At 74.7% G+C, this 15,888-nt stretch carries 16 protein-coding genes; 8 read left to right on the forward strand and 8 right to left on the reverse strand.

Features of this window, described 5'->3' with window-relative positions:
* Positions 1–320: 320 nt before the first annotated feature.
* The 4 genes from BX286_RS02230 to BX286_RS02245 all read right to left on the reverse strand — a co-directional run bounded on the left by BX286_RS02230 (position 321) and on the right by BX286_RS02245 (position 2,818).
* Entirely contained in the window at positions 321–1,418 is a 1,098-nt protein-coding gene (locus tag BX286_RS02230) for an iron-containing redox enzyme family protein (protein WP_121014418.1), read from the reverse strand.
* A complete protein-coding gene (locus tag BX286_RS02235; RefSeq protein ID WP_079431170.1) occupies positions 1,415–1,750 on the reverse strand; it encodes a CDGSH iron-sulfur domain-containing protein in 336 nt (111 codons plus the stop codon). Before BX286_RS02235 ends, BX286_RS02230 begins: the two co-directional genes overlap by 4 nt.
* Positions 1,734–2,426 (reverse strand): HemK2/MTQ2 family protein methyltransferase, encoded by a 693-nt coding sequence (locus BX286_RS02240; protein ID WP_261993310.1) that lies wholly within the window; start codon positions 2,424–2,426, stop codon positions 1,734–1,736. Before BX286_RS02240 ends, BX286_RS02235 begins: the two co-directional genes overlap by 17 nt.
* A gap of 179 nt (positions 2,427–2,605) precedes the next feature.
* Entirely contained in the window at positions 2,606–2,818 is a 213-nt protein-coding gene (locus BX286_RS02245; RefSeq protein WP_079431168.1) for a hypothetical protein, read from the reverse strand.
* A gap of 152 nt (positions 2,819–2,970) precedes the next feature.
* On the opposite strand from BX286_RS02245, the gene BX286_RS02250 reads away from it, so the two are divergent.
* Positions 2,971–3,789 (forward strand): DUF1206 domain-containing protein, encoded by an 819-nt coding sequence (locus BX286_RS02250; RefSeq protein WP_079431167.1) that lies wholly within the window; start codon positions 2,971–2,973, stop codon positions 3,787–3,789.
* A gap of 228 nt (positions 3,790–4,017) precedes the next feature.
* Positions 4,018–6,207 carry a catalase/peroxidase HPI gene (gene katG, locus BX286_RS02255; protein WP_121014419.1) on the forward strand — a complete coding sequence of 730 codons (2,190 nt, stop codon included), beginning with the start codon at positions 4,018–4,020 and terminating at the stop codon, positions 6,205–6,207.
* Positions 6,208–6,250: 43 nt separating this feature from the next.
* Here katG and BX286_RS02260 read toward each other — a convergent pair whose 3' ends face one another.
* Together BX286_RS02260 and BX286_RS02265 are read right to left on the reverse strand one after the other, a co-directional pair.
* Positions 6,251–6,793 (reverse strand): GNAT family N-acetyltransferase, encoded by a 543-nt coding sequence (locus tag BX286_RS02260; RefSeq protein WP_079431165.1) that lies wholly within the window; start codon positions 6,791–6,793, stop codon positions 6,251–6,253.
* A 9-nt stretch (positions 6,794–6,802) separates the two neighbouring features.
* Positions 6,803–7,642, reverse strand: a complete 840-nt coding sequence (locus BX286_RS02265) for an alpha/beta fold hydrolase (RefSeq protein WP_121014420.1) — start codon at positions 7,640–7,642, stop codon at positions 6,803–6,805.
* 72 nt (positions 7,643–7,714) lie between these two features.
* On the opposite strand from BX286_RS02265, the gene BX286_RS02270 reads away from it, so the two are divergent.
* A complete protein-coding gene (locus BX286_RS02270; RefSeq protein ID WP_148710244.1) occupies positions 7,715–8,389 on the forward strand; it encodes a rhomboid family intramembrane serine protease in 675 nt (224 codons plus the stop codon).
* 499 nt (positions 8,390–8,888) lie between these two features.
* On the opposite strand, the gene BX286_RS02275 is transcribed toward BX286_RS02270, so the two are convergent.
* Positions 8,889–9,452, reverse strand: a complete 564-nt coding sequence (locus tag BX286_RS02275; RefSeq protein WP_079431162.1) for a TetR family transcriptional regulator — start codon at positions 9,450–9,452, stop codon at positions 8,889–8,891.
* A 110-nt stretch (positions 9,453–9,562) separates the two neighbouring features.
* Between BX286_RS02275 and BX286_RS02280 the strand changes: the two genes are divergently transcribed.
* Entirely contained in the window at positions 9,563–10,546 is a 984-nt protein-coding gene (locus BX286_RS02280) for an aldo/keto reductase (RefSeq protein ID WP_079431161.1), read from the forward strand.
* Positions 10,547–10,630: 84 nt separating this feature from the next.
* Here the strand turns inward: BX286_RS02280 and BX286_RS02285 are convergent, their stop codons facing one another.
* A complete protein-coding gene (locus BX286_RS02285; RefSeq protein WP_121014422.1) occupies positions 10,631–11,341 on the reverse strand; it encodes a hypothetical protein in 711 nt (236 codons plus the stop codon).
* Between the two features lie 315 nt (positions 11,342–11,656).
* Between BX286_RS02285 and BX286_RS02290 the strand changes: the two genes are divergently transcribed.
* From BX286_RS02290 to BX286_RS02305, 4 genes are all read left to right on the forward strand, one after another.
* The gene (locus tag BX286_RS02290; RefSeq protein WP_079431159.1) at positions 11,657–12,166 is read left to right on the forward strand and encodes a hypothetical protein; all 510 of its coding nucleotides are present in this window, start codon (positions 11,657–11,659) and stop codon (positions 12,164–12,166) included.
* A gap of 67 nt (positions 12,167–12,233) precedes the next feature.
* Positions 12,234–12,923, forward strand: a complete 690-nt coding sequence (locus BX286_RS02295) for a HEAT repeat domain-containing protein (protein WP_222842049.1) — start codon at positions 12,234–12,236, stop codon at positions 12,921–12,923.
* Between the two features lie 31 nt (positions 12,924–12,954).
* Positions 12,955–13,956: a HEAT repeat domain-containing protein gene (locus tag BX286_RS02300; protein WP_121014423.1), complete on the forward strand. Its 1,002-nt coding sequence runs from the start codon at positions 12,955–12,957 to the stop codon at positions 13,954–13,956.
* 713 nt (positions 13,957–14,669) lie between these two features.
* Positions 14,670–15,146 carry a DUF3887 domain-containing protein gene (locus BX286_RS02305; protein ID WP_121014424.1) on the forward strand — a complete coding sequence of 159 codons (477 nt, stop codon included), beginning with the start codon at positions 14,670–14,672 and terminating at the stop codon, positions 15,144–15,146.
* Positions 15,147–15,888: the final 742 nt, after the last annotated feature.

Raw genomic sequence — 15,888 nt, forward strand, 5'->3', positions numbered from 1 at the left:
ATGGGGGCGGGCAGCGGGAACATCCGTATCCCGTCCGGGCGGCCGCGCCCCGCACCCCTGGATACGTACGCCGAACGGGCGCGCCCCGGTGGCGGATCGGGCCACCCGAGGCCGCCCGGCCGGAACCGGGGGGTCGTGTCGCCGGTTCGTGACAACGGCGTCCTGGAACGAAGACGCGGGCGGTCCCCGGCCCACGGCTCCCTCATAGTGATCCCGAAAGCGCCGATCCGACGGCACGGAGGCACGGTCGACCGCCCGGTCGTCACCAACTGGCACACCGCTCAGAAGGACGCCGTCCCCGTGAAGCGACGCGGACCCGATCAGCCCGTGCCGGGCCCCGGAACCGCCGACGGGCGCAGGGCCGAGCGGCCCTGGTCCCACGCCGTACGGATGTGGGCGGCGAGCCGATCTTCCAGCAGGAGGGTCGCCGCGCAGCCGAAGGCGACGTCGGGCTCCAGCTCCGGCTCGTCGGCGAGCAGACCGCCGATGACCTCGTGGCGCACGACCTGTTCGTGCACCGCGTCGGCCTCCACGTGTTCGGCATAGAAGTGCTCGGCCGCGGGGCCCGCGCCGCACCGGCGCATGGCCCGGGCGAGGCGGCGGGAGCCGGGCGAGGAGGTGACCTCGACGCACGCGAAGTGCCCGACCAGGGCCCCCCGCAGGGCGCGGTGCAGGCCCAGGAGGGACATCAGGTTGACGGTGGCGAGCAGGGGCGCGGGAGCGCGGTCCAGGTAGTGGCCGTACGTGGTGTCGAGGCCGAGGTCGGCCATGAGGCCGGCGAAGAGGCGGGCGTGGACGCGGTCGGGGTGGCCGGCGCCGAACTCGTCGTACTCGATGGCGACCATGGCCGCCTTGGCCCGGCCGTGCAGCCGGGGGATCACCCAGGCGTGCGGGTCGGCCTCCTTCAGGTGGTAGAGGGAGCGCAGGGCCGCGTACTCGCGCAGCTGCCAGAGTTCGCCCTCGGTCTCCAGGTGGTGGCTGAGGCTTCCGCCGAGGTCCACGGGTTCGACGAGGAGGGGGCCGAAGGCTTCCGTCACCGTCCCCGGGGCGTCGGCCGTCGCCGTCCGCAGGGCATTGAGGAAACGTTCCTCCAGGGCCCCGCGCAGCCCCAGCAGCGCCGGATCCCATTCGAGGGCGTCGTCCACGCCCGCGAAGCCGCGGTAGTGCAGTTCGTAGAGCAGGTAGAGGGAGAGGTGGAGGTCCTCTCCCCACGGGTCGGTCCTGTCCACGGCCCCGCGTACGGCCGTGCTGCCGGCGGCCGCGGTACCGGCGGACGGGGGAGGGCCGCCGCGCAGGGCGGCCACCACGGCGCGGGACAGCGGGCCGCGGCCCTCGACCAGGACGGGGCCGCGCGCGGCCGGTTCCGCCGCGTCGGTCCGGGCGGGCGCGCCGGCGGGGGTGCTGGCGGGTGCGGTCATCGGTCGGTCCTGTCCTCGGGTTCGTGGCCCCCGGCGGGCGCCCGGGGTCCGTCGGGTGCGTGGGGTTCCCCGGGACGCCCGGATGCCGGGGCGGCCCGTTCGCGGGGACGGTGGCTGGTGTCGCACCAGGGGTACGTACGGCTGCGCCGGCAGGTGCACACGGCGACGGTGAACCGGTCCGACCGGACGGTGGTCCCGTCGTCCAGGGTGATCTCGACCGGGCCCTCGACCAGGACCGGGCCGCCGCGCTCCACGCGGACCCGCCGGGGGCGGGGCCCCTCCCCGGCCGGTGCCGGCGGGCGGGTGCGCTCGGGGTCAGGCGTACTGGGCACGGACCACCACCAGCTCCTCCTGGTCCTCGCCCTCCGCCGCCAGCCCGGCCTGCCGCAGCCACGCCGCGCGGGACCGCAGCACGGGCCCCCAGGGGATCCGGGCGCGTTCGGTGACACGGGCGGACAGGCCCTGCCCGGCCAGCAGGGCGAGGGTCTTCTGCACCCCGCACATGCCCGAGTGGACCATCAGGAGGACGCCTCCGGGGCGCAGCAGCGCCGGGGCGGCCGTACAGATGCGGTCGATGACGGCGCGGCCTTCGCGGCCGGCTTCCCAGGCGCGCCCGGCCCCGCTGGTGGGCAGCCGCGAATCGGGGCCGGGGACGTAGGGCGGGTTGGCCAGGATCAGGTCGAAGCGGTGCCCACGCGTCCGGTCGACGAAGTCGCCGTGCAGGACGCGCAGCCGCAGACGCCGGCGCCATCCGTTGAGGCGGGCGGCCAGGACGGCCGGCCACGCCACGTCGACGGCGGTGACGTGGGCGCCCCGGGCCGCCGCGCGCAGGGCGAGCGCTCCGGTGCCCGTGCCGATTTCGACGACCTGTGCGCCGGGGCTCAGCGGCTCCCGGGCGAGGGCGTCGGCGAGCAGCAGGGTGTCCGCCTGCGGGCGGTAGACGCCCGGCAGGGCGATCAGGCGCTGCAGGGGGACGGCGTCGAGGTGGGTCAGTGCGGTGCTGGGCACGGGGGTCTCCTGGTCAGCCGCGGGCCATGACCGGGACGGGGGCCCGGGGGCCGCGCGGCGAAGTGGGCCGATCATGGGCCGCGCCTACCCTCGATCGCGCGCTTTGCACCTCGGCGCCGCACTTCCCGCTCGTCCGCCGGGGGTCCGCCCCATGACGGTGCACGGCCCCCGGCGTCGGCTCAGGTCCGGTCCCGGGTCTCGTCGACCACCGGGAGGGCGGCGGCGCGGCGGCGGCGCAGGACGCTGCTGTAGACGCCGAGTCCCAGCAGCCCTCCGGCCATCATGATCAGGCCCACCACGTCCAGGTTGACGCCCTTCATCTGCCAGTCGCTCGCGAAGGTGAGGATGGCCCCCACCACGAACAGGGTGATGCAACCGCCTATGCCGGCCATGGATGTTGCCTCCTCATCGGGGGTGGTGGTCCGTGACCGCGCGGTTACCCGGGCCGCCGGGGCCGAAACGGCGTCAGGCCCGGGTCCGGCGCATGGCGCGGACCGCAGGGGGCAGGTGCGGCGTGCGGGATCCCGCACAGGAAGGGTGGAGCATGGCCGGACCGTCGGGCGGTGGAACGACGGCACGTGAGACGCGCGCGGCGGTGGCCGTGGCCGCCCGGTGCGGGCTGGCCACGCGCGGGGTGCTGTACGTGCTGGTGGGCGTACTGGCCCTGCGGGTCGCCTTCGGGAGCCCCGGGCAGGCGGCCGACCGCACGGGGGCGCTCGCCGAGCTGGCGGGCCATCCGTTCGGACGGGTGCTGGTGTGGGCCGTCGGGGCCGGTCTGGTGGCGATGGCGCTCTGGCGGCTCTCGGAGGCCGTCTTCGGTTCCGCCGGCCCCGACGGCCGGGGGCCGGCGAAGCGGGTGGCGGCGGCCGCCCGGACCTGCTTCTACGGGGTGACGGCCTTCTCCACGTTGTCCTTCGCCGCGGGGCACGGCGGTGGGCGTTCGAGCGACGAGCAGTCCCGGGACGTCACGGCCGGGGTGCTGGGCATCCCGGCCGGCCCGTGGCTCGTGGGGCTGGCGGGGCTCGGTGTCGCCATCGGAGGGGTCGTCATCATCGTGGGCGCGGCCCGGCTCTCCTTCCGTGAGCAGATGGAGACGAGCCGCCTTCCCCGGGGGGCCCGGCGGGCCGTGGACGTCCTCGGCGTGGTGGGCGGAGTGGCGCGCGGGGCCGTGTTCACGGCGGCCGGCGCGTTCCTCGTCCACGCCGCCGTCTCGTACGACCCGCGGAAGGCGAAGGGGGTCGACGACACCCTCCGCTCGTTCGCGCAGACCCCGGCGGGCCCCTGGCTGCTGGCCGCCGTCGCGGCGGGGCTGCTCCTGTTCGGGGTGTTCTCCTGGGCGATGGCCGCCCGGCCCCGGGTGTGAGGACGCGGGGCGGGAAGGCGGCCCCGGCCATTTCCCCGGGAATGGGAATGCGCTCCCCGCCGTGCCGTCCGTGAATGCTCCTTTGAGCGATATGGGGAATCCGGGCCGTAGTGCACGGGAATGCCATGCGTGTTCTCGTGGCTCTGGAGCCCGCGGTGCGCGACCATGACGGACGCCGATACGGCTCGAACATCCGACTCCCGACAGCGACAGGAAAGAAGGACGGACGTGTCCGGTAGCGAGAGCGAGAACCCGGTAATCCCCTCACCCTCCCCCACGGCGACCCGGCCCCGCACGAACCGGGACTGGTGGCCGAATCAGCTGGACCTCCAGGTTCTCCATCAGAATTCCCCCCTGGCCAGTCCGATGGGCGAGGACTTCGACTACGCGGCGGAGTTCGCCACCCTCGACGTCGACGCGCTGAAACGGGACGTGTTCGAGGTGATGACCACCTCCCAGGACTGGTGGCCCGCCGACTACGGCCACTACGGGCCGCTGTTCATCCGGATGAGCTGGCATGCGGCGGGCACGTACCGGATCGCCGACGGCCGGGGCGGCGGGGGTGCCGGCGCCCAGCGGTTCGCCCCTTTGAACAGCTGGCCGGACAATGCGAGCCTCGACAAGGCGCGGCGCCTTCTGTGGCCGGTCAAGCAGAAGTACGGACGGAAGATCTCCTGGGCGGATCTTCTCGTGTTCGCGGGTAACTGCGCCCTGGAATCAATGGGCTTCAAGACGTTCGGATTCGGCTTCGGCCGGGAGGACATCTGGGAGCCCGAGGAGATTTTCTGGGGGCCGGAGGACACCTGGCTCGGAGACGAGCGATACAGCGGTGACAGACAGCTCACGGGCCCTTTCGGCGCAGTGCAGATGGGCCTGATCTACGTGAATCCGGAAGGCCCCAACGGAAACCCGGATCCGCTGGCCGCCGCCCGGGACATCCGTGAGACGTTCGGCCGTATGGCGATGGACGACACGGAAACGGTCGCGCTGATCGTCGGCGGCCACACGTTCGGCAAGTGCCACGGTGCGGTCACCGCCGAGTACGTCGGCCCGGAGCCCGAGGCGGCCCCGCTGGAGCAGCAGGGCCTCGGCTGGCGGAACACCTTCGGCACCGGCAGCGGCGTGCACACGCTGACCAGCGGCCTCGAGGGCGCGTGGACGACCGAGCCGACGCGGTGGGACAACGGCTACCTGGACAACCTGTTCGGGTACGACTGGGAGCTGACCACCAGCCCGGCCGGGGCGCACCAGTGGAAGCCGAAGGATCCGGCGGCCGAGGGCACCGTGCCCGACGCGCACGACCCCGCGAAGCGGCACGCCCCCATGATGCTCACGACCGACCTCGCGCTGAAGCTGGACCCGGTGTACGGGCCGATCTCACGCCGGTTCCGGGAGCATCCCGAGGAGCTGGCCGACGCCTTCGCCAAGGCCTGGTACAAGCTGCTGCACCGCGACATGGGGCCGGTCACGCGCTACCTCGGCCCCTGGGTCCCGGAGCCGCAGCTGTGGCAGGACCCGGTGCCGCAGGCCGACCACGACCTGGTCACGGACGAGGAGGTCGCCGCGCTCAAGGAGACGATCCTCGCGTCGGGCCCGTCCGTCTCCGAACTGGTCGCCACGGCCTGGGCGTCGGCGGCGAGCTTCCGCGGCACCGACAAGCGCGGCGGGGCCAACGGGGCGCGGATCCGGCTGGCTCCGCAGCGGGGCTGGGAGGTCAACGACACCCCGGAGCTGTCGCGGGTGCTGGACGCCCTCGAACAGGTCCGGGAGGAGTTCAACGGCTCGCGATCGGGCCGCACGAGGGTTTCGCTGGCCGACCTGATCGTCCTGGGCGGGTGCGCGGCCGTCGAGCGGGCGGCGCGGGACGCCGGGCACGACGTCAAGGTGCCGTTCGCGCCCGGGCGCACGGACGCCTCGCAGGAGCAGACGGACGTGGAGTCGTTCGCGGTACTGGAGCCGAGCGCGGACGGGTTCCGCAACTACTGCCGGGCCGGGGAGAAGCCGGAGGCCGAGACGCTGCTGCTGGACCGGGCCTCGATGCTGACGCTGACGGCTCCGGAGATGACGGTGCTGCTCGGCGGGATGCGCGCCCTGGACGCCAACTTCAGGCGGTCCCCGCACGGTGTGTTCACGGACCGGCCCGGGACGCTGACCCCCGACTTCTTCGTCAACCTGCTGGGCATGGGGACGGAATGGAAGGCTTCCGCCACGGTGGAGGGCGAGTTCGAGGGTCGGGACCGGTCCACGGGTGAGGTCAAGTGGACCGCCACGGCCGTCGACCTCGTCTTCGGCTCCAACTCCCAGCTGCGGGCGCTGGCGGAGGTGTACGCGTGTGAGGACGCGCGGGAGAAGTTCGTGCGGGACTTCGTGGCCGCGTGGGACAAGGTCATGAACCTCGACCGGTTCGACCTGGCCTGAGCCGAGCCGCCCGGCCGGGGGCAGGGCCGGCCGGGGGCAGGCCCTAGCGCGCCGGGGCCTGCTTCCAGTCCTGGACGAGGAGCCCGAGGAGCACCTGGTCCAGGAACTCGCCCATCACCCAGGCCGAGTTGCGCAGTACGCCCTCGCGGACGAAGCCGTTGCGCTCGGCGGAGCGCAGCATGGCGGCGTTGTCCGCGAGGGTTTCGATCTGCAGCCGCTGGAAGCCGCGGACGGTGAACCCGTAGTGGCACAGGACCGCTACCACGTCGGTGCCGTACCCCTTGCCGCGAGCGGCCGGGAACAGGCCCAGCCCGATGTGGGCGTTGCGGTTGTGGTTGTCGATGCCCCACAGCGTGGCGGAGCCGATGAGCGTGCCGCCGTCCAGCTCCACCACGGAGAACGAGACGCTCCGCTCCTGCTTCTCGTCGACCACGAGCCGCGGGTCCTGCGTTCCGGGGGTCACCGGCCGCCACGGCCCGGCCTCGGAGCGCGAGGAGTTGACCACGTCGTCGTAGAGCTCGGTCCGCAGGAGCGGGATGTCCTCGTCGAAGCGGGCCCTGAGCCCGACCTTGTCGCCTGTCAGCATGCGAGCTTCCTATCCGGCGCGGCGTGCCCGCGGCAAACGAATATGCGGATGCGGGGGCAGAGCGCCGAGGAAGGTCCGGACGGCCTCGGCGAACCCTTCGGGGTCGGTGGCGTGGACGCTGTGCCCGGTGGGGAGTTCGACGAGCCGCGTGTGCGGGCGCGCGGCCGCCATGGCCCGGGCGTGGCGGGCCGACAGGACGCCGCTGCGGGTGCCGCGGAGCAGCAGGGCCGGGCAGTCGCTGCCGAGCCAGGCCCGCCAGTGGTCGCCGTTGAGGGCGCGCTGGGAGGCCGCCATGTCCTGCGGACGGAAGGCGAGGCCCCAGCCGTCCCCGTACTCGCGGACCGCGTCCGTCAGGTGGGGGGCCGATGCGCCCAGGGCCTCCAGCAGCGCCGGCCGGGTGGGGGCGCGGTGCGGCCAGGTGAGGCAGAACGACAGGTCGCCGTCGACTTCGGCGCCGATGTCCTCGATGACCAGGGCACGGACCAGCCGGGGATGGCGGGCGGCGAGGTGGTAGGCGTTGACGCCGCCCAGGGAATGGCCGAGGACGACCGCCGGGCCGGGGCCGCCGAGGTGGTGCAGCACGGCTGCGGTGTCCTCGACGTATCCCTCGCGGGAAAAGTCCGGCGGTCGCCCGGAGTGGCCGTGGCCGCGCTGGTCGAGGGCCACGACCCGCCAGTCGGGGGCCAGTTGCCAGGCCGGCGGGGCGAACGTACGGGCTTCGCCGAAGTGCCCGTGCAGGGCGAGGAGGAGCGGGCCGGGGCCGCCGGAGTCGAGGTAGGACAGGCGCCGGCCTGACAGCTGGAGGGTGGCCCGGACGGGCTCGGGCTCGGGCTCGGGGGTTGCGGACATGCGCGCCAGCCTGCCATGGGCATGTCGGCTCCCGCGGGGCCCGCAAGGGGTGGGGTCTGACAGGCTTCGATCATGAACATGCACAGTGTTGTGCTCTACGGGTGCGCCGCGGCCGTCGTCGTGCCCGGCCTGCAGCTCCTGGCTGCGCTCGCCGCGGAGGGCGGCCCCGCCCAGGTCCCTCCTCCGGTGGCCCTGCTGCGGGCCTGGCGGCGGCCGGTCCCCCGGGTCGCGGTGGTGCTGTTGGCCGTGATGGTGGTGCTCGGCGTGGTCCAGACGACCGTCCCCGGCACCGTCGACGCGCTGGCGCGGCAGCCCCACGGGGCGTGGTGGCGGGCGGTCACCGCCCTGCTGGTGCAGTCGTCCGGATGGTTCCAGCTCCTGGTCAACCTGGCCGCGCTCGCGGTCGTCGCTCCGGTGGCCGAGCGGCGGTTCGGGGCCTGGCGGACCGTGCTGGTGCTCGCGGTGAGCGGTGTCACCGCCCAGGCGGTGAGCATGGCCGGCTGGAGCCCCCGGGGAGGCGGCGATTCGGTGGCGATCTGCGGCCTGGTCGGCGCACTCGCCGCCTGGTACGCGGTGCGCGGCAGCGCCGTCGCCCTGCGGTGGGCGGCGCTCGCCGTCCCCGCGGCGGGCCTCGTGCTGTGCCTGCTCGCCAACAACCACGGCGTGGGCCTGCTCGTCGGCTGCGCGCTGGGGCTCGTGCCGGCGGCCCGCTCCCGCCGGCTCCCTGCGGCGGCCACACCCGCGTGACGGCGGACGTCGACCTTCAGGCCGGTCGAAGCCCGGTGACGACGAGGCTGCGCCGTGCCGTGCGGGCGCGCCGGCCCGAGGCCGGGACCTGGTGCGCGGCATCGACGGTCCGCGACGTACCGGTCGCCCAGGCCGGGAACGCCGAGGAGCCGGCCCGGGTGCTCTCCGCCCACATGGCGGGCCGGCCCGGTCGCGACCCGCTCCGGCGGGCCGGAAACCCCGCGCACCCTGCGCACGCCCCTCAGCGGTTGCCGGCCCCCCGCCCGGCCGGCCGCGCCGCCCGCGTACCGGGCCCGCCGGGCACCCCCCGCGCGGGCCCGTCATTGAGCTCGGCGCACGAGGCGGGGTCCTCAGCCGGGGAGGGTGAGGACCACCTCGTCGGTCTCCACCCCCGCGTGCGGCCTCGGGAGCGCTCGTGTCGGCGTGGAAGACCGCCGGGTCCTCGTCCCGTACCGCGCGGAGCGTGACGTCCGTCCAGACCTGCGGGTGCGTGTCCGTCTCAGGCGGGGTCGCGGACCTCGACCAGCCGGGCCACCGCGTCGACCACGGCCGCGCGGTGGCCGGCGCGGTGGCGTGCGGTGTCCGGGTCGCCGCCGGCCGTGGTGTACCAGGCCTGGGCCAGGCCGAGGACCAGGGTGAGCAGGTCGGCCGGATCGTGCGCGGGGTCGACGTGGCCCCCGCGCTGGGCCGCGGCCAGTGAGGCGGTCTTGCGGGCGTAGGACTCCGCTTCCGGGGCGGTGGCCTGCGGGCGTTCGAGCCGCTTCCACATCAGCAGCCGCATCAGCCGCGGGTCGGCCGTGAGGTGGTCGAAGATCGCACCCGCGTAGCGGGGGAGGTCCTCGGCGTCGAAGGGGACGGATTCCGCGCCCTGCTCCACGGCCTGGAGGAGAACCTGGTCGAAGAGCTGTTCCTTGTTGCCGTAGTACACGTAGATCATCCGCTTGTTCGCCCCGGCCGTGTCGGCGATGCGGTCGACCCGGGCGCCGGCGATACCGTACTCGGCGAACTCGTCGAAGGCCGCCGCGAGGATGCGGGCCTTCGTTGCGCTGGAATCACGTGCCATGCCGCCCAGGCTAGCAAGTAACTATCTGGTTATTGACATGACGGCCCAGGCTCGTGCATCGTGTAGGTAACCAGTTAGTTATTTCCCTTCCCCTCCTCCAGGAGAACAGCATGGAACTGCGCGCACTCGGCTCCCAGGGGCTGCACGTCGGCGCCGAAGGCCTCGGCTGCATGGGCATGAGCGCCTTCTACGGCGCCACCGACGAGGCCGAATCGCTGGCCACCATCGACCGGGCCCTCGAGCTGGGCGTCACCCTCCTCGACACCGCCGAGGCATACGGTCCCTTCGTCAACGAGCAGCTGGTCGGCAAGGCCGTCGCCGGCCGCCGCGACCAGGTGGTCATCGCCACCAAGACCGGTATCGAGATCGACGACAACGGCACCGTCCACGGCCACAACGGCCGCCGCGCCTACATCCACCGCGCCGCCGAACGCTCGCTGCGCCACCTGGGCACCGACTACATCGACCTGTACTACCTGCACCGCATCGACCCCGACGTGCCGGTCGAGGAGAGCATCGGCGCCATGGCGGAGCTGGTGACCGCGGGCAAGGTCCGCTACCTCGGCATCAGCGAGGCCGCCGCGGCCACCATCCGGCGCGCGCACGCCGTCCACCCCCTGACGGCGGTCCAGACCGAGTACTCGCTGTTCGAGCGGGGCCTGGAGGACAACGGCGTACAGGCCGCCCTCGACGAGCTCGGCATCGGCCTGGTCGCCTACTCCCCGCTGGGGCGCGGCTTCCTCTCCGGCGCCATCACCAGCCCCGACGACTTCGCCGAGGACGACTTCCGCCGCACCGACCCCCGCTTCCAGGGCGAGAACTTCTCCCGCAACCTCGCCGTCGTCGACGCCGTCCGCCGCCTCGCGGAGGCGAAGTCGGTCACCCCGTCCCAGCTGGCCCTCGCGTGGGTGCTGCACCGGGGCGCGGTGCCGATCCCGGGCACCAAGCGGCGCCGCTACCTGGAGGAGAACGTCGCCGCCACCACGGTGACGATCACCGAGGAGGACATCGCCGCGATCGAGGCCGTGGCCCCCCGGGGTGTCGCCTCCGGCGACCGCTACTCCCCGGAGTACATGCGCAACCTGAACGGCTGACGTCCGGCCCGGACGGGACCCGGCTGCCGGTGGGCGCCCCGCGCCCGCCGGGCGGCCCGGCGGGCCGTGGGACGCGGCCGGGGGTCAGTGCGTGAGGACGTAGGCGGCCCGGTCGCTCTTGTAGGGGGCGAAGCCGGTGTTGTCCTTGCAGCCCAGCCGCTCCCAGGTCTTGTCGTTGGTGACCGGGTCCGTACCCGTCAGACGGTACTTGCAGGCCCCCTTGATGAACTTGCCCTGCACACCGCCCGGGAAGTCGATCTCCTTGTTCCACAGGTACGGCGACTGGTAGCCGTTCACCCGGGCCGTCGCGTTCACGTCGATGCCGCCGGGAGCGTAGATCTCGTACACCCAGCCGGCCTTCTCCGTGCCGTACGTCGCGAACCGCTTGGCCACCGACGGGTCACAGCTGGTGCTGAGGTGCGCGCTGAGCTGGCCGCCTCCCTTGACGATGTACTCGGCGAGGGGGATGAGCTGGTCGCCGCGCGGGGTGAAGCCGGTCCGGAAGATGTCCTCGACGTTCTCCCTGGTGTCGCCGCGCCACAGGGTGTTGACGTCATCCCGCCACTGCCAGCGCTCCCCGGCCGCCGTGGACGCGACGGTCGGGGCGATCCCCGGGTTCGTCGTGGTCCGCCACCAGTCCCAGGCCCGGTATTCGACGACCGGGCCGCAGGGGGCGCTGGAGTCCTCGCCGGCCGCCGGGGCGGCCGCGGCGGGCGGTGTCAGGGCGGCGGCGGAGAGGACGAAGGTGGCGGCGAGCACCCGCAGGGCGGCGTTCAGCATGGTGTGACGACCCATCAGTGGAGGCAACGGGGGAAGATCATCCCGTTTATAGAGGGGCCGTCAGGGTCCGGGACCGGGCCGCGGGGGACGTCCACCCGTGCGGGTGGATCAGTCGTACCGGGAAAAGGATTCACCGCGACGGGACCCGGACGGGCCCGGACCCGGGCCGCGTGGCGGCCGCGGGCCGGTCCGGAGGGCGCGGGCCGGTCCGGAGGGCGCGGCACGGACGCCCTCTGGCGCGCGGAAGGACACGTCGGGCACCATCGCGGTGCCCCACCCGCACGGACCCGGCCCCACCTCTCACGGTCACCCCAGCAGGAGGCTCACGAAGTGAAGACCCGATCCGTCCTCACCGCTCTCTTCCTCGTCCTCGGCGTGCTCTTCGCACCCGGCTTCGGAGTTCTGACCGGCGCGTCCCAGGCCCAGGCCGCGACCAAGATCACCCATGCGACGGCGACCTCGATGTTCCGCCAGGCCGGGATCACCTGGTCCTCCTCGGGCAACTGCTCGGACCGCTCCAACCCGGCCTGTACCTCCTTCGAGCAGCTCAACCTCGCCACCGCCCAGGGCGCCCAGACCCTCAAGGGCGCCAGCGGCTGCGCGCTCAACATCACCGGCGGCACCGAGACCGGCCACGCGAGCGGCACGTACTCCCACTGGAACGGCTACAAGCTCGACTACGCCAAGGCCACCTGCCTCACCAACTACATCAAGGGCACCTTCGCCTACATCGGCCTGCGCGGCGACGGCGCTCCCCAGTGGCAGTCGGGCTCGGGCAACGTCTACGCGGACGAGGGCAACCACTGGGACGTCCTCTACTACAACTGCGGCGGCTGCTGAGGCCTCCTCCTCCCCCGGAGCTCCCGGCTCCGGGGGGATCCGCGCGGCCGGGCTTGACCTTGACACGGTGGCAAGGTCTTGGCTGTCCGCCGAGGAGGTGGTCCCGGTGATCACGCAGGAGACGGAAGCGGGGCTGGTACGGGCCCTGGAGGGACTGGCGCACGGCAGTGCGTCGGTGCGGCTGCGGGCGGCGCTGGAGGTGGGGACGGCCGCGGATCCCCGCTGCGCCGACGCGCTCGTCGCACGGTGCGCGGTCGAACCCGAGTTCTTCGTGCGGGACATGCTGACGTGGGCGCTGGTCCGCCAGCCGGCCGCGGTGACGGTCCCGAAGCTCGTGGCGGAGCTGGACTCGGAGTGCGCCCAGGCGCGCAGCCAGGCCCTGCACACACTGTCCAAGATCGGGGACCGGCGGGCGTGGCCGGCGCTCACCCGGGCGCTGCTGACCGACTCCGACGACGCGGTGGCGCGCAGCGCCTGGCGGGCGGCGGTCGTGCTCGTCCCGGAGGGCGGGGGCGGGGACCTGGCCGCCGTGCTGGCGACGCAGCTGGGGCGGGGCGGGCGCGAGACGCGGTTGAGCCTCAGCCGGGCGTTCGTCGCCCTGGGCGAGGAGGGGATGCCCGTGCTGCGTGCCGCGGAGGCGGACCCCGCCCCCCGGGCGCGGGAGCACGCGCTCGCCACGCAGCGGCTGGTGCGCGACCCCGACGCGGGGTTCGAGTGGGCCGTCGAGGAGGCGAGGCGGATCATGGTCGGAGGGTAGGGCGGGGACGGCCGGAGGGAGTGGACGGGCAGTGCTGATCGGTGAGGTGGCACGGCGGTCGGGGGTCAGCGCCCGGATGCTCCGGCACTACGAGTCACTTGGCCTGCTGCGGCCGGCCGGCCGTTCCGGCACGGGCTACCGGGAGTACTCCGGCGAGGACGTCCGGCGGATCTTCCACATCGAGAGCCTGCGGTCGCTGGGCCTCGGGCTGCGCGACGTCGCGCGGGCGCTGGACGATCCGGGTTTCACTCCCGCCGGGCTCATCGACGACCTGGCCGGGCAGCTGCGCGAGCGGATCGCGGCCGAGACCCGGCTGCTGACGCGCCTCGAGCGGATCGGTGCGGCGGAGCCCGCCGGCTGGGACGAGGTGCTGCGGGCCGTCGCGCTCCTGCAGGCCCTCCGGTCGCCCAGCGCCGGGGAGCGCCAGCGGGCCGCCCTGGGCGCGGCCGACGGGGGCCCGGCGCCGGTGGAGGCCCTGGCCGAGGCGGCGTTGGGCGAGACGGAGCCGAATGTCGCCGGCGCCCTGCGGTGGGCGCTGGCCCGGGCCGGCGGCGCCGCGGTCGGGCCGCTCGCGGAGGGTCTGCGGTCGGCGGCGGCGGAGGTGAGGGGACGCGCCGTACGGGCCCTCGCGGAGCTCCCCGTCCCGGAGGCGACCGCGCTGCTGGAGGAGGGGCTGAAGGACGGCGACGCCGGGGTGCGCCGGGCCGCGGCCCTGGCACTGGGGCTACGGGGGGTGGCGCGGGCCGTCCCGGCGCTCACCGACATGGTCGTCGAGGGGGCGAACGACGTGGACGCCGCCGATGCGTTGGGCGCGCTGGCCGGTGATCCGGCGTCGGCGGACCGGATCGCCGCCGGGCTCCTCGACCGCCTCGGTCACGGCCCGGCCGCAGCGCCCGCCCGGCTTCGGCTGGTGCAGGCCCTCGCCGGCATCCCGGGAGGGGCGGCGGCGCGGGGCCTGTCGGACCTGTCCCGGGACGAGGACCCCACCGTCGCCCGCACGGCGGCGTACCTGCTGCAACTGCGCGGCACGTGAGGGGCGTCGCCACCTCCCGGGCCGGGGTCCCGGCACGACGCCCGGGCGGTCCGGGGCCGGTGCGCGGGCGGTTCGGGGGCGATGCGCGGGCGGTTCGGGGCCGGTGCGCGGACGGTCCCCGGCCGATGCGCGGGCAGTTCGGGGCCAATGCGCAGGCAGTCCCCGGCCGATGCGCGGGCAGTTCGGGACCGATGCGCGGGCGGTCGGGGCCGGTGCGCGGACGGTCCCCGGCCGATGCGCGGGCAGTTCGGGGCCAATGCGCAGGCAGTCCCCGGCCGATGCGCGGGCAGTTCGGGACCGATGCGCGGGCGGTCGGGGCCGGTGCGCGGGCGGTTCGGGGGCAATGCGCGGGCAGTTCGGGGGCGATGCGCGCACGATCCCCGGGCCGATGCGCGGGCAGTTCGGGGCCAATGCGCAGGCAGTCCCCGGCCGATGCGCGGCCGGTTCCGGGCCAATGCGCAGGCGGTCCCGGGCCGATGCGCGGGCAGTTCGGGACCGATGCGCGGGCGGTCCCGGGCCGATGCGCGGGCAGTTCGGGGGCGATGCGCGGACGGTCCCCGGCCGATGCGCGGGCGGTTCGGGGCCGGTGCGCGGGCGGTCCCGGGCCGGCGTGCGGGCGGTTCGGGGGCGTCCTAGCCTGAAAGGGTGGCGGAGAGGGCCGCGCGCCGCGGCGCTCCCGCCGCCCTCGCCGTACTGCGCGGAAGGAGCAGGCCATGGCCGTGACCCGTCACAGGATCGTGTCCGTCCGGAGCGCGGTCGCCGCCGTGGCCGCCGCGGCGGCGTTGTGCGTCGTCGCGGACGGCTCCGCCGCGGCGGTGGCGCCGGCGCGCCCCGTCGCGTCCGCCCCGGAGGTGACGGTGCCCGCCCGCGACTCCTTCACCCAGCCGGCCCTCGACACGCTCGACGAGGTGGTGCGCGGGGACTTCGACGCCGTCTGGGCCCGGTTCGACACGGCGCTGCGCGGGCAGGTGTCCCCGGAGGCGCTGCGCAAGTCCTGGGACGCCTACCAGCTCGAGTTCGGGCGCTACCTGTCGCACGGGGAGCCCCGCCAGACCGTGGTGGCGGCCGGGACGGTGGTGAGCGTGCCCCTGCGGATGGCGAAGCAGCCCGGTGAGTTCCGCGTCACGTTCGACAAGGACGGCCGGCTGGGCGGGCTCTGGTTCCTGCGCGCCGGGGTACCGCTCTCGTAGCCCCCGACCCCCGGGGCACCGGGCCGCTCCGGCCGCTGTGGCGCCCGGTTCGCCGATGGGGCGCCGCGAGCGGCCTCCCTGGCGGCGGCCCTGACCGGGCACCCGCCGCACCCCGCGGACGCCTCGGGCTCCGCCCCTCCCCCGCCGCCGGCGCTCCTCGCCGGGACCGCCGCCGGCACGCACCGCGCGGTCCTGCGCGGGCTCGGGCGGCACATCACGGCCGGGGAACCGCCCGGGAGCGCGCGTGACGCCGCCCTGCCGGGGGTGGTCCCGGGGGTTCGGCCTGCTCTGCCGCGGACCGCGCCCACCCGCCCGGCCGGCGTCGGCGGGGCCGCCGGACCCGCTTTCCCGAGCCCTGCCTTCCGGATCCGGACGGGGGCGCGACACGCCCGGCGCGGGGAAGCCCGTGTCTGCCGACCGGCTCCCGGCCCTGCGCGCCGTCGGCCGGCTGCGCCCGCCCAACCCGAGGACGTCAGCGAGGCCATCAGCGCCTCGGGGGTGTGGGCCTCCGGCGGCATGGTCTCCACCCCCCGGGAACTGGCCGCCTTCATCCGGGCGTACGGCGGCCCCGCCCTGCTGCCGGAGAAGACCCGCAAGGACCAGCTGGCCTTCCGCCCCGGCGACTCCTGCGAACCCGCGGGACCCGGCAACAACGCCGCCGGGCTGGCGATCTCCCAGTACACGACCCGGTGCGGCGTCCTCTACGGCCACACCGCCAACTTCCCCGGCTGCGCCCGGTCCA

Source organism: Streptomyces sp. 3211.6, from assembly GCF_003634815.1.
In the GTDB taxonomy this organism is placed as follows: domain Bacteria; phylum Actinomycetota; class Actinomycetes; order Streptomycetales; family Streptomycetaceae; genus Streptomyces; species Streptomyces katrae_A.

Bases quoted from the DNA above. Each gene is read 5' to 3' on its own strand.
- BX286_RS02230 (WP_121014418.1), bottom strand. From the start codon at position 1,418: ATGACCGCACCCGCCAGCACCCCCGCCGGCGCGCCCGCCCGGACCGAC.
- BX286_RS02245 (WP_079431168.1), bottom strand. From the start codon at position 2,818: ATGGCCGGCATAGGCGGTTGCATCACCCTGTTCGTGGTGGGGGCCATC.
- BX286_RS02250 (WP_079431167.1), top strand. From the start codon at position 2,971: ATGGCCGGACCGTCGGGCGGTGGAACGACGGCACGTGAGACGCGCGCG.
- BX286_RS02260 (WP_079431165.1), bottom strand. From the start codon at position 6,793: ATGCTGACAGGCGACAAGGTCGGGCTCAGGGCCCGCTTCGACGAGGAC.
- BX286_RS02265 (WP_121014420.1), bottom strand. From the start codon at position 7,642: ATGTCCGCAACCCCCGAGCCCGAGCCCGAGCCCGTCCGGGCCACCCTC.
- BX286_RS02270 (WP_148710244.1), top strand. From the start codon at position 7,715: ATGAACATGCACAGTGTTGTGCTCTACGGGTGCGCCGCGGCCGTCGTC.
- BX286_RS02275 (WP_079431162.1), bottom strand. From the start codon at position 9,452: ATGGCACGTGATTCCAGCGCAACGAAGGCCCGCATCCTCGCGGCGGCC.
- BX286_RS02280 (WP_079431161.1), top strand. From the start codon at position 9,563: ATGGAACTGCGCGCACTCGGCTCCCAGGGGCTGCACGTCGGCGCCGAA.
- BX286_RS02285 (WP_121014422.1), bottom strand. From the start codon at position 11,341: ATGGGTCGTCACACCATGCTGAACGCCGCCCTGCGGGTGCTCGCCGCC.
- BX286_RS02305 (WP_121014424.1), top strand. From the start codon at position 14,670: ATGGCCGTGACCCGTCACAGGATCGTGTCCGTCCGGAGCGCGGTCGCC.